Raw genomic sequence first — 13,044 nt, forward strand, 5'->3', positions numbered from 1 at the left:
CTATCATTTTGCTAGCTATACACCAATTGATTACTTTTGTTCCAATTGGAGCTGCAGATTATTCAATTTTTGCTTCACTTGAAGCAGATCTTGATTAAGTTGCCTGCGTGTACCATCAAACGCCCGCACAGCCTGCTCATTCACTTTTACTCGCCGCTCTAAACCAGCAGTGCTTTTACCTTCTAATTTCGTAACACGATCAGACAGCGACCTCTGAGTTTTAATAACCTCATCTTGCTGATCTTGATTAATCTCATTACTGGTTCTTACTTCAGTTTCTATACGTGTGACCAGTTTATTAATTTTTTCTACTTCAGCATTAACCGACTTCTTTAACTTAGCGCTTTCTGACTTCAAGCTTGATAATGCTTTTAACTCTTTTGCTTGGTTCGCCACAGTCGCTTGCAAGGTTTTAATTGTAGCTTCTTGCGTCTTAATTTGGTTACCCTGCTCTTTAATTAGGGGCGCATTCTTCTGGTGAGCGATCGCCCATAACTTAGCAATCTCTGAATCTAACTGTTTATCTTTTTGTTTAAGACTCTCTTCCAAAGAAGAAACATTACCTTGAATCGCTTGGCCGGACTGCTCTGCACCCTGCTCTGTTTGCTTTAAGAGCTCTCGTAATTCTTCGATCTGTTTTTGGGCTTGAGTAAATGTTGCCTCTTTCTGTTTTTGGGCATCGTACATATCAAAACCAAAGTAACCTAATGCAGATACCGCAGCGATCAGCACTATACTCACTAATGCCTGCAAAAAGCCCCCCGAACGTTGAACTTCAACCACAGGTGCCGCTGAGTTTCCTTTTTGAGAAGGCGATGCAGATTGGGGAGAACGGCTCTCGTCTATAGGCTCCGCTGGCCCCATATTTGGCACATTAATATCATCATCACGATTCATGGTTATCCATTCACCCATCACATAGAAAGTTAGATTTTAAACTTATTTTACGCACAAATAAAAAGCCCCGCAAAATGCGGGGCTCAGTATTTATAAATAGCCAACAGACGACTCTATTAGCTATTTACTACAGTAAGGGGATGATTTACATCATGCCGCCCATACCGCCCATACCACCCATGCCGCCCATATCTGGCATAGCAGGAGCTCCACCTTCTGATGGTTTATCAGCAATCATCGCTTCTGTTGTGATCATCAAGCCTGCAACAGATGCAGCAGCCTGAAGAGCAGAACGTGTTACTTTAGCTGGATCAAGGATACCCATATCGATCATATCACCATATTCACCAGATGCAGCATTGTAACCAAAGTTACCTTCACCCTTCTCACGAATATTCGCAACAATAACAGATCCTTCATCGCCAGAGTTAGCAACGATCTGACGAAGCGGCGCTTCTAATGCACGGAACGCAAGCTCAATACCAACGCTTTGATCATGGTTATCACCTTTAAGGTCTTTAACCATATCCATAGCACGAATAAGCGCAACCCCACCGCCAGGAACAACACCCTCTTCAACAGCAGCGCGAGTAGCATGCAGCGCATCTTCTACGCGTGCTTTCTTCTCTTTCATTTCAACTTCTGTTGCTGCGCCTACTTTAATTACCGCAACACCACCAGCCAGTTTAGCAACGCGCTCTTGCAGCTTTTCACGATCATAGTCAGAAGACGTTTCTTCCATCTGAGCACGGATCTGATTAACGCGAGCTTCAATCGTATCAGCAGCACCAACACCATCAACAAGCGTTGTATTTTCTTTAGTGATAGATACGCGCTTCGCTTGACCTAACTGTTCTAATGTTGCTTCTTCTAGCGTCAAACCCACTTCTTCAGAGATAACCGTACCACCGGTTAGGATCGCGATATCTTCAAGCATTGCTTTACGACGATCACCAAAACCAGGTGCTTTTACTGCAGCAACTTTAACAATACCGCGCATATTGTTCACAACCAATGTTGCTAGTGCTTCACCTTCAACGTCTTCAGCAATAATAAGTAGAGGACGAGATGCTTTCGCTACCTGTTCCAAAATAGGAAGAAGATCACGAATGTTAGAAATTTTCTTGTCAACTAACAAAATAAAAGGCTGTTCAACTTCAACAGACATGCTTTCCTGGTTGTTGATAAAGTAAGGTGATAGGTATCCACGATCAAACTGCATACCCTCAACAACAGCCAGCTCATTCTCAAGCCCACTACCTTCTTCAACAGTAATAACACCTTCTTTACCTACACGATCCATTGCTTCGGCAATAATTTCACCGACCTGAAGGTCAGCATTTGCTGAGATCGTACCTACCTGAGCAATCGCTTTACTATCCGCACATGGAACAGCCATTTTTTTGATCTGTTCAACAACCGCAGCAGATGCTTTATCGATACCGCGTTTAAGATCCATTGGGTTCATGCCTGCAGCAACAGATTTCAAACCTTCATTCACGATCGCTTGAGCTAGAACAGTCGCTGTTGTAGTACCATCACCCGCAACATCGTTAGCCTGCGACGCAACTTCTTTAACCATCTGAGCGCCCATATTTTCGAACTTATCCTCTAGTTCGATTTCTTTCGCTACAGATACACCGTCTTTAGTTACTGTTGGTGCGCCAAATGATTTATCTAGTACAACATTACGTCCTTTTGGACCGAGTGTTGTTTTAACTGCATCAGCAAGAATATTCACGCCGCTAAGCATACGTTGGCGTGCATCGTTTCCAAATAATACTTCTTTAGACATCTTGAAAATCCTATATTCAAAAATTCTTTAAACAAAACGTTCTACTGAACGTAGATACCTGCGAAAAGTTAAGCTGGAAGATTAATCTTCTAGCACACCGTAAATTTCGCCTTCGCTAAGAATAAGTAGCTCCTCGCCGTTTACTTTCACAGTATTGGCATAACCACCGAATAGTACTGTATCCCCAACCTGAACAGTCAACGCACTACGCTCACCGTTATCTAGAAGTCGGCCTTCGCCTACAGCAATAACCTTACCTTGGTTAGGTTTTTCCTGCGCGGAACCTGGCAACACAATACCGCTGGCAGTAGTGGCTTCTTCTTCGTTACGACGAACAACTACACGGTCGTGAAGTGGACGAATTTTCATTTTGTTTTTTCTCCTGATCTCTGTCTGACCAAAATCAACATTATGTTAGGAAATAGAGCAATTCATAGATTTAAAGAATCACCCTTTGAATAGCTAAATTGGGGCATTAAAAATGAATTCAACACCCCATCGAAAAAAAGTTTCGATGGAACAATTAATCTTTACGCTCAAACTCACCATCAATCACATCAGCCCTAGGCTTCGGAGGTATTTTTTGCTCGCCATGATGCTCAAAGGGGGTGGCAGAACGATTAAAAGGATCATTAGAATAGAAGTGAGCGGAACCCGAAGTATGTTGCTGAGACGCCATAATAGTGAAACGCCCCATTAGCTTAGATGCAAAAGCTTTACGTGTATAAGGCAGCAAACAGCAAAACCCAAGAATATCTGTTACAAAGCCAGGTGTAATAAGCATGGCCCCGCCAACAGCTAAAACAACGCCTTCAACCATCTCTTGGCCTGGAATTTCACCTTGATTAGCACGTTGCTGGGCCCTCATCAACGTTGATACCCCTTGATAACGCAACATATTCACGCCAATAAAGGCCGACAGTAGCACCAGACCGACCGTATTCCATATACCGATCGCATCACCTACATTTATAAGCACTGTGATTTCAATAATCGGGATAATAATAAACAGTAAAAAAAGAAATCTCATGGGCGCCTCATTGTGAATCAAAACACAACTAAACAGTAAGCAAAATTAATACAAAGTCAGCTGCGATATGCTTTATTTCTATGGGCACAAGCTTGCTTTTTCAAGTCTTATCGATATTTAAAATCATAAATTTGTATTAAGCCATGAAGTATTCATAAATAAAAAAGCATTACTACGAAAGTACAAATCTACATTGCAGCGCAATATTTAAAAGAAAAAACAGATACTTAGCAAATGCGTAATAAATCCAAAAAATACAGTCAAAAGTATATAGAACCTATTGATAAATGAATCATACAGGCTAAATGTGGACATTTGTGCAAAAGCGTTATAAGTTTAAATTCTGCACAATGACGCAATGCACAATAACATTCAGAGTCAAACCGAAGTAAGGGTAACCCTCAATGGAACTCAAAGATAAAGTAATTGTTGTAACCGGCGGTGGCCGTGGTCTTGGTCGCGCAATGGCGCTTGAACTAGCTTCTCAAGGTGCCAAATTGGCATTAATTGATCTTAGCCAAGAAGACTTAGACACAACTGTAGGCCTTTGCATGGAAGAAGGTGTTGAAGCTCGTGCTTACATTTGCAATGTTGCAAAAGAAGACGAAGTGGAAGCAACATTCGCTAAAATAGTAGCAGATTTCGGCTCTCTCAACGGTTTAGTAAACAATGCGGGTATTACTCGTGACGGTCTATTCCTAAAAGTTGATCGTGAAACAGGTAAAGTTGCTAAGAAGATGTCTATGGATCAGTGGAATCTGGTTATAGATGTAAACCTAACGGGTACTTTCCTATGTGCACGTGAAGCCGCTGCTCAGATGATCGATTTAGGTGTTGAAGGTTGTATCATCAATATCTCTTCAATATCACGTTCAGGTAATATGGGCCAGACTAACTACACCGCAACAAAAGCTGGCGCACAGGCAATGGCTGTCACTTGGGCTAAAGAGCTTGCTCGTTACAAGATTCGTGCCGCATCAATTGCACCAGGCTACATCGGTACTGAGATGGTAATGAGCATGAAGCCTGAAGCACTTGATAAAATCGCGGCAGGCATTCCAGCTAAACGTTTAGGTAAACCAGAAGAGATCGCTAAAACAGTTACTTTCATCTTTGAAAATGACTACGTTAGCGGCCGCTGCTTTGAAGTTGATGGCGGTCTGCGCATCTAATTTCGAGCAATTAGCACAAAAAAACCGGCTATTGCCGGTTTTTTTATATCTAATTTTTAAGATTAACTATTTTTGGCTCTTACGAAAAAGAGCTTTTCGGCCCTTTTTGTTAACAGTAATTCTAGAAGCCTAATTAAGCGCCAATCACTCCGCCATCATCACGGGTAATAACAACAATAGTTGAACGCGGTTTACTCATCCCACCTTCTGGAAAATGCGAACCTTTCAATTTCTCACCTGGATGCTGGATACCAATAAACATAGTTTTATAGTCAGGCGTAAATGTTAACCCCGTCACTTCTGCTGCCACTGGCCCCGTAAGGAAACGATGAACCTCACCGCTTTCAGGATCACCACACAGCATCTGGTTATTGCCCATACCTACAAAGTCATCTTTATTGGAATATTTACCATCGGTCATAATCCATAAGCGACCACTTTCATCAAAACCTAAACCGTCAGGACTATTAAACATATTATCTGGGGTTATATTATTGCTACCCGCCAACAAACCGCTTGAGTGCAATGTTGGGTTACCCGCTATCAGGTATAAATCCCAATTAAACGCAGACTGAGTATGATCACCATTCATTGGGCTCCAACGAACAATCTGCCCATACTTATTATTCTCACGAGGGTTCGGCCCGCCAATAGGTTGATTCTCTTTTTTACCACGATTTTTATTGTTAGTCAGAGTGCAAAAAGCGGTCTGTTTATTAGGATGTACTGCTACCCACTCGGGGCGATCCATGGTTGTTCCACCCACCTGAGTGGCGGCTAAACGGGTATAAATCAATACTTCAGCTTGGCTGTTAAAGCCATTCTCTGGTGTTAACCCATTTTTACCGAAAGTAAGCTCTATCCACTGACCTTTACCCTTTAACTCGCCATCAGCCGCCATAAATTTGGCAACGTATAAGGTACCCTCCTCAAGTAAACGACGATTATGTTGATTGTTGTTCGCTATATATTTATCTTTAGAAACAAACTTATAAAGATGCTCACCGCGCTCATCATCACCTAAATACACAACAGCATGACCGTTCTTATCGATCATAAATGCAGCATTTTCATGCTTAAAACGTCCTAACGCGGTACGCTTTTGTGGTTTAGACGTTGGATCCATTGGGTCAATCTCTATAACCCATCCGTGACGATTTGGCTCATTCGGATTTTGAGACAAATCAAAGCGCTCATCATGCTTACTCCACTGATAGGTTTTATCTTCTACGTTAATACCGTAGCGTTGCAGCTCAGCAGGCACAGCATAAGTGTCATCATTGGAACCAAAGTACTTATGAAAGTTTTCTTCACAAGTGAGATATGTTCCCCATGGAGTCTGCCCATTAGCGCAGTTATTAAATGTGCCAAGAACCTCCATGCCTGATGGATCCGCAGCGGTTTTTAGCAACTCATCGCCCGCAGCAGGGCCAGTAATCTGCATAGGCGTATTTGCTGTAATACGGCGGTTTAGTTTGCCTAAACGGTCCACGCTCCAGCCTTTAGCCGTTTTTTTAATTTCAAAAACAGACACACCATGGGCGTTTTGCGCTTTTAAAACATCATCCGCAGTAATTGCTTTACCTTGATGATCATATAAATACTCAACATTGGTATATTCATTATTGACCGCCATCACCGCGCGATCATTAGAGAGAGGGAATAAACTCATCCCATCGGTATTATCGCCAAACTGCAGTGCCTGACTTGCCGCCGGAGCCTTGCCTGACGGATCAAATTCAGGAGCATTGTCAAAAAGAGGATCACCCCAAGATATTAAATTAGTTACTTTATAGCCTTCAGGCACAACAACAGAATCAGCAGTACTTGCCGGTACAGGTTTAAAACCGATCAGTTTACTCTTAACTGAAGCAGACATTGCCGCCTGAACCGATTGGGCAATGGGCGACATACCAATAAAAGCACCTACACCCAGCGCTCCCATTCCCGCCATAAAACCACGACGACTAACAGCTGTGTTAGTCATGCGTGTAAATTCAGAATCTTGCTCTTGATTCAAATTACTACATAGATCATGTGAATTGTCGTAACCCATTTTACTCACCTATTGAAATTAAAAGGAGCGGCTCAAAGTTAAATGTTCTTCTATAAACACAGCAACTAAAGAGTTTTTAAACTGCTTAATCGAAGTGATGCAAGATAGAAGGTATGAGTGACAAAACCATGACAAATAGAGGAACAAAACAGATGAAATAAAAGTTTAATTAATTTTTAACATAAGCCAAAAGTAGCCGAACATACACGATATATCCATATATTTCATATAGATAGATCGACACAAAAACCAATAATCCGATAAAAGCAGTTAACCTTTCACGCAACCGTCACAATAGATCCATAGGATCCCGCCTCAATTCATTATTGAGTAGCCTATAGGAGTCGACACCCGATGTTTAACCACCCAGGTAAACACACCCTAATTGCATTAGCGCTAGCCTCTGCTGCAATGACAACCCATGCAGACACATTCAACCGAATCGCCACTTTTGCAAACATTCACAACCTACCTGCAGGTTCTGACGTTGCCACAGAGACATCAGCAGAAATTATTGCTGCAACACAAGATGGAAAATCACTTGTGTACTCTGATAGTCCTTTAGGTGGTTTAGGTTTTATTGATATCAAAAATGCATCAATGCCTAAACCGGGTGGTTTTGTTTCTCTTAATGGAGAACCTACATCGGTTGCAGTTACAGCAACGACGGTTCTTGCTGGCATCAACACATCAAAGAGCTATATCAAACCCAGCGGCAAGCTAGTATCTCTAAGCTTAAACGACCATAAGATCATCGCAAGCTGTGATCTGGGCGGTCAGCCAGACTCTGTAGCAGTCTCAAAAGATGAGAAATATGTTGCCATTGCCATCGAAAATGAACGCGATGAAGATCTAAATGATGGCGCTCTGCCACAACTACCAGCAGGCTTCCTTACTATTTATCCGTTAGAAAACGGCAACCCCGTTTGCAGCAAGATGAAAAAAGTAAATATGACAGGTATGGCGACTATAGGCGCTGACGATCCTGAGCCAGAATTTGTTGATTTCAACGAAAACAATGAAATCGTGGTCACTTTACAAGAGAACAACCACATTGCCATTGTTAATGCGGAAACAGGCACAGTAATTAATCATTTTTCAGCAGGTTCAGCAAAACTAACAATGATTGATACGAAGAAAGACAAAGCCTTTGATTTTTCCCAATCACAAACTCGCCTACGTGAACCCGATTCGGTTAAGTGGATCGACAATGATCGCTTCGTTACTGCTAACGAAGGTGATTTCCAAGGCGGCGCACGTGGGTTCACTATTTTCCACAAGAATGGCGAAGTCATCTATGAATCAGGGTCTGACTTCGAACACAAAGTGATTGCAACTGGACACTATCCAGATAAACGTTCTGGCAAAAAAGGTAATGAACCAGAAGGTGTTGCAATAGGCAAGTTTGGTAAAGAGACTTACATCTTCATCTTATCTGAACGCGCATCACTAATCGGCGTATACCGTGATACAGGCAAAGCCCCTGAATTTATTCAGATGCTCCCTTCAGGCATTGCACCTGAATCAGCAGTTACCATCCCAAGCCGCAATCTGTTAATCAGTGCCAATGAAAAGGATTTGATTGAAGATAAAGGTCCGCGTGCCCACGTTATGATTTATGAGCTAAGTGATAAAACTGCGGCTTACCCACAAATTATGTCTCAGCATGATGATAAAGGTATGCCTATCGGCTGGGGTGCACTTTCAGGCCTAGCTGCTGATCCGAAAAAAGCGGGTCACCTATTTGCAGTAAACGATAGCTTTTATGCAAACCAACCAACTATTTTCAGTATTGATGCAACACACAAGCCTGCCATCATAACTGAAGCTTTAAAAGTCACTCGTAATGGCAAACCTGCTAAAAAGCTAGATCTAGAAGGGATCTCTATTGATGGCGATAATGGCTTCTGGCTAGCCTCTGAAGGTAACGCTAAGAAAAAAGTTCCTCATGCTATCTATCATGTCGATACTAAAGGCGAAATTGATCAAACAATCGATTTTCCTAAAAGCCTTTTAGCACATCAAAAACGTTTCGGCGCTGAAGGTATCACGCAGGTCGGTGACACTTTATGGGTTGCTATCCAGAGAGAATGGGCTGACGATCCTAAAGGGTTAGTAAAACTACTTTCTTATGATCTAAAAACAAAACAATGGGGTGCGGTGCACTATCCTCTAGAAAAAGCCCAAACAGGTTGGGTTGGACTATCAGAGGTCACTGCCTACAACGATTCGCTCTATATTATCGAACGTGATAACCAACTAGACGAAAATGCCAAAATCAAGCAGCTATACAAGGTTAGCCTTGACGACCTAAAACCTGCTCCGATTGGCAGCACCCTACCTATAGTGAAGAAAGAGCTTGTAAAGAACTTCATCCCAAATCTGAAATCACTTAACGGCTACGTTACCGATAAAATTGAAGGTTTTGCCATTGATGCTTCGGGTCACGCTTACGCTGTAACTGACAATGATGGTGTAGATGACAGCTCTGGTGAGACTCTGTTCTTCTCTGCTGGCAAATTATAACGCCCACGCTTAAAACGACATCTCTTAAGGTAATCCAACCTTAGGAGATGTCTTCCTCATTTATATACCTATAAAAAAACAACGCCCTATCTATTTAAAAGTTTAAAAGTTTAAAAGTTTAAAAGTTTAAAAGTTTAAAAGAAATGTAACAAAAATAAACAAAACTGAAACCTAATTGAAATAAACAGCAACTATTATTGCGCTGAAAAATAAATTATTAAACGTAGAACAAACCAAGGACATAACATTGTTTTCATTACAGCCACTAAAAGTATCAATATTATTTCTGGCAACATTATTTTCATCTTCATTTGTTTTTGCAGAAAACATATTAAACCTCTCGGAAGGGGTTAATTTACTTGCAATTAATGGAAAAGAAGCTAAGTCACCTAGTTTCTTTAATGACCAAAGTGCCTATAAACTTCCTAATGGGATCAACCAGATTGTTGTTAGTTATACCGCTGAAATAAAAAACGGAAGCGAATATGAACTTGAATATACTAACGCTTTTGTTTTGTTATTCGATCAAAAAGATGAACAGTTACTTATCGCGGCCCCAGAAATAAAAAAGATAAAAGATATCAAATAATTAGAAGAAAAAGGAAACTGGATACTAACCGCTAAAAGTGGACAGCCCGTCGATTACAAAGTCTCTTTAATAAAAAATAATGGCTTTCAATTAAGTAGAGATTACGAACGGGAATTAGAAGATTTTAATAAAACGGATGCCGCAGCAGCACTGCCTAACAAGCCTTTATTCAACCCAAACCAATTAACCAAAAACAATACGGCAAAAGCGAAAAATAATAATACTAACGCCAAGAAAAACATGCCTGCTCAGATGCTTATATTTTGGTACAACCAGGCAGACGAAGAAACAAGAAAATCTTTCAAAAAATTAATTAACAATCATTAATTAAAAACCTCAATTAAGAAAATTAATTATTTATTTAAAACTCTTGGAGAGTATTGAAATGAAAAAGCTGATTCTGGCTTCGCTATTGCCGCTCTTGCAGCAAACTCTGCTACTGCAGCGACTATTTATGAAGATAAAGGTCTAACTTTCAAAATTAAAGGTGACTGGCAGGTTCAGCTACGTGATAACGCTAGCAAAACCAAAGACGCTGAAGTTGAGTTTGACGACCTAGAGATCAAAAACTCTATAATTTACGATCTAGGTAATGGTCTGACTGCTTACGGCCAACTAGATTTTGGCTTTAAAAAAGCAGCTGAAGACGACGGTACCGACGGCGATCAGCTAGAAGAAGCTTACTTAGGCCTTAAATCTCACGGCTACTCTGTTCAAGTTGGTAAAATGGACAATGCTGCCGATGACTTTGGTATTGAAAATGCAATTGAAAACAACCTAGGCGACGACGTTTTTGATGAGTTCGGTTCTGTAGATGGCGACGACGTTATCCGTTTTGATGCTGATTTTGATGTAGCACACGTAGCGATCTCTCACGAGCTTGAAGCTGATGGCGAAAAAAGTGCTAACGGCGAATCAACTGAAATATACGTTGAAGGCGGTTTTGACGCGATTACTCTAGGCGCGGCATACCAAACGCTTAAAGCAACACCTACATCCTCTTCTGTTGATGTATGGGGTGTAAGCGCATCTTTTGACGCTGGCTTCGCTGAGTTTGGTGTTGATTATGGTGAGTCTGATCAAGGTGGATCAAACAACGATGTTGCAATGACAAACCTTGTAGCAACATTTAAAGCATCAAAAACCACAAAAATCGCGGTAGGTTATGTTGACCATGACTATGATGCAGCAAATATGGATGAAGATGCTATCTACGCAAACGTTGTGTACAAATTCCCTGCCCAGAAAAACGTTTCTGTATTTGCAGAAATCACTAACCGTGACGACGACGCAGGTACTGATTACGACCTAGACGTTCTAGCAGGTATGCGTATTAAGTTCTAAGCAGATATAAGGCATCGGTTTACTTCCCCCCCTTCAGTAAACCGATGTTTTTATGAAAAGCCCAACAATCTAGCCGAGTGTTGGGCCTTTTTGTTTTCATTCTTCCGCTCATCACTTCTCTTATAAACCTTTTAGAAACCATTGCCTTGCTGACAGCAGATAGGGACAATAGACGCTTATTCATGGAAGGCGTTCTCAGATGTCATCAGTCGAACCTCAGCCGGTATCTTGGCTTCAATCCGCAAAAGTTTATCTACACCCCCGAGCCATTACACTTCTTCTTTTAGGCTTTTCATCTGGGCTGCCCTTATTATTAGTCTTCGGCACACTATCATTTTGGTTAAGAGAAGCTGGCGTTGAACGCAGTGTAATAACTTACTTCTCATGGGTTGGGCTTGCTTACGGAATCAAATGGCTCTGGGCTCCTTTAGTCGACTGCCTGCCAATCCCACTTCTTTCACGTTTGCTCGGTCGCCGCCGTAGCTGGCTATTTTTAGCTCAAAGCATGTTACTTGCGGGACTTGTTGGCTTAGCCTTTTCTAATCCTCTAGAGCATCTGGAATTTATGGCGTTTATGGCCGTATTAGTTGCGTTTAGCTCAGCAACTCAAGATATTGTTATCGATGCTTACCGTATAGAGTCAGCTGAGGAGCGCCTTCAAGCGGCGATGGCGGCAACTTATATGGCAGGCTACAGAATCGCCATGATTGTCGCGGGCGCAGGAGCCCTCGCCATTGCAGCATGGGTTTCGCCTACACCGGACAGCTATGACCAAGACTCATGGCGGATTGCGTATCTAGCTATGGCCTCTTTGATGCTAATTGGTATTGCAACAACCTTATCGGTATCTGAGCCTCAAGCGATTTCTATTGACGAAGAGACGCTTGAACAGAGAAATAAGGTTATTCAATACAGCGAAAAATATGCCCACCTACCGAATATCCTTTCGCGGTTTATCAGCTGGGCTTATGTCGCCGTGGCCTGCCCCTTTATCGACTTTATAAAGCGTTACGGAAAACAAGCGATTATCATTTTGGCCCTGATTGGCACCTATCGTATATCTGATGTGATTCTTGGCATTATGGCGAATGTGTTTTACGTAGATATGGGGTTCACTAAAGGGGAGATTGCACAGTTCATAAAGATCTATGGTGTGGTTATGACGATTGTAGGAGCCGGTTTAGGTGGCATTTTAGTCAACCGTTTTGGTGTAATGAAAATCCTATTTACAGGGGCTTTAATGGTCTCTTTGACTAACCTGTTATTCGCATGGTTAGCCACACTTGGTCATAACACAACCGCACTCACTATTGTGATCTCTTTGGACAACCTCAGCGGAGGCATTGCAACCGCAGCATTTATTGCTTACCTATCCAGCTTAACCAATATCCAATATTCTGCGACACAATATGCGCTTTTTAGCTCAGTCATGCTGCTGTTCCCTAAATTTTTAGGGGGATTTTCCGGTGGCTTCGTTGATGCCTATGATTATGAATGGTTTTTTATATCTGTTGCTCTTATTGGGCTACCCGTACTTTTACTGATTGTCTTAGCCGCCAAAACGATAAAACCCACAAATATAAATGATAATTAATATCATTTACATTTAAAAAATACTGTACTATGCTCAACGCT

The 13,044-nt window shown here is 41.7% G+C and carries 9 protein-coding genes and 1 pseudogene; 5 read left to right on the forward strand and 5 right to left on the reverse strand.

Annotated elements, in window-relative coordinates; all coding sequences use genetic code 11:
- Window positions 1–30 precede the first annotated feature (30 nt).
- The 4 genes from ACOQOE_RS14255 to ACOQOE_RS14270 all read right to left on the reverse strand — a co-directional run bounded on the left by ACOQOE_RS14255 (window position 31) and on the right by ACOQOE_RS14270 (window position 3,722).
- Window positions 31–897, reverse strand: a complete 867-nt coding sequence (locus ACOQOE_RS14255) for a hypothetical protein (RefSeq protein WP_420554316.1) — start codon at window positions 895–897, stop codon at window positions 31–33.
- A 145-nt stretch (window positions 898–1,042) separates the two neighbouring features.
- Window positions 1,043–2,692: a chaperonin GroEL gene (gene groL, locus ACOQOE_RS14260; RefSeq protein ID WP_067868686.1), complete on the reverse strand. Its 1,650-nt coding sequence runs from the start codon at window positions 2,690–2,692 to the stop codon at window positions 1,043–1,045.
- Window positions 2,693–2,773: 81 nt separating this feature from the next.
- Window positions 2,774–3,061 carry a co-chaperone GroES gene (locus ACOQOE_RS14265; RefSeq protein ID WP_067868688.1) on the reverse strand — a complete coding sequence of 96 codons (288 nt, stop codon included), beginning with the start codon at window positions 3,059–3,061 and terminating at the stop codon, window positions 2,774–2,776.
- A gap of 154 nt (window positions 3,062–3,215) precedes the next feature.
- Window positions 3,216–3,722 carry an FxsA family protein gene (locus tag ACOQOE_RS14270; protein WP_420554317.1) on the reverse strand — a complete coding sequence of 169 codons (507 nt, stop codon included), beginning with the start codon at window positions 3,720–3,722 and terminating at the stop codon, window positions 3,216–3,218.
- A 404-nt stretch (window positions 3,723–4,126) separates the two neighbouring features.
- Between ACOQOE_RS14270 and ACOQOE_RS14275 the strand changes: the two genes are divergently transcribed.
- Window positions 4,127–4,894, forward strand: coding sequence for an SDR family oxidoreductase (locus ACOQOE_RS14275; protein ID WP_067868692.1), 768 nt, complete (start codon window positions 4,127–4,129; stop codon window positions 4,892–4,894).
- A 133-nt stretch (window positions 4,895–5,027) separates the two neighbouring features.
- On the opposite strand, the gene ACOQOE_RS14280 is transcribed toward ACOQOE_RS14275, so the two are convergent.
- Window positions 5,028–6,950 (reverse strand): PhoX family protein, encoded by a 1,923-nt coding sequence (locus ACOQOE_RS14280; RefSeq protein ID WP_420554318.1) that lies wholly within the window; start codon window positions 6,948–6,950, stop codon window positions 5,028–5,030.
- Between the two features lie 354 nt (window positions 6,951–7,304).
- On the opposite strand from ACOQOE_RS14280, the gene ACOQOE_RS14285 reads away from it, so the two are divergent.
- The 4 genes and pseudogenes from ACOQOE_RS14285 to ACOQOE_RS14300 all read left to right on the forward strand — a co-directional run bounded on the left by ACOQOE_RS14285 (window position 7,305) and on the right by ACOQOE_RS14300 (window position 13,003).
- Window positions 7,305–9,476 (forward strand): esterase-like activity of phytase family protein, encoded by a 2,172-nt coding sequence (locus ACOQOE_RS14285; protein ID WP_420554319.1) that lies wholly within the window; start codon window positions 7,305–7,307, stop codon window positions 9,474–9,476.
- Window positions 9,477–9,723: 247 nt separating this feature from the next.
- A pseudogene (locus ACOQOE_RS14290) lies at window positions 9,724–10,392 on the forward strand (DUF2057 family protein).
- A gap of 123 nt (window positions 10,393–10,515) precedes the next feature.
- On the forward strand, window positions 10,516–11,409 hold the full coding sequence (locus ACOQOE_RS14295) for a porin (protein ID WP_420555486.1): 894 nt from the start codon (window positions 10,516–10,518) through the stop codon (window positions 11,407–11,409).
- A 199-nt stretch (window positions 11,410–11,608) separates the two neighbouring features.
- On the forward strand, window positions 11,609–13,003 hold the full coding sequence (locus tag ACOQOE_RS14300) for an AmpG family muropeptide MFS transporter (protein WP_420554320.1): 1,395 nt from the start codon (window positions 11,609–11,611) through the stop codon (window positions 13,001–13,003).
- The last annotated feature ends 41 nt before the right edge of the window (window positions 13,004–13,044 follow it).

The organism is Neptuniibacter marinus (genome assembly GCF_965223595.1).
In the GTDB taxonomy this organism is placed as follows: Bacteria; Pseudomonadota; Gammaproteobacteria; order Pseudomonadales; family Balneatricaceae; genus Neptuniibacter; species Neptuniibacter marinus.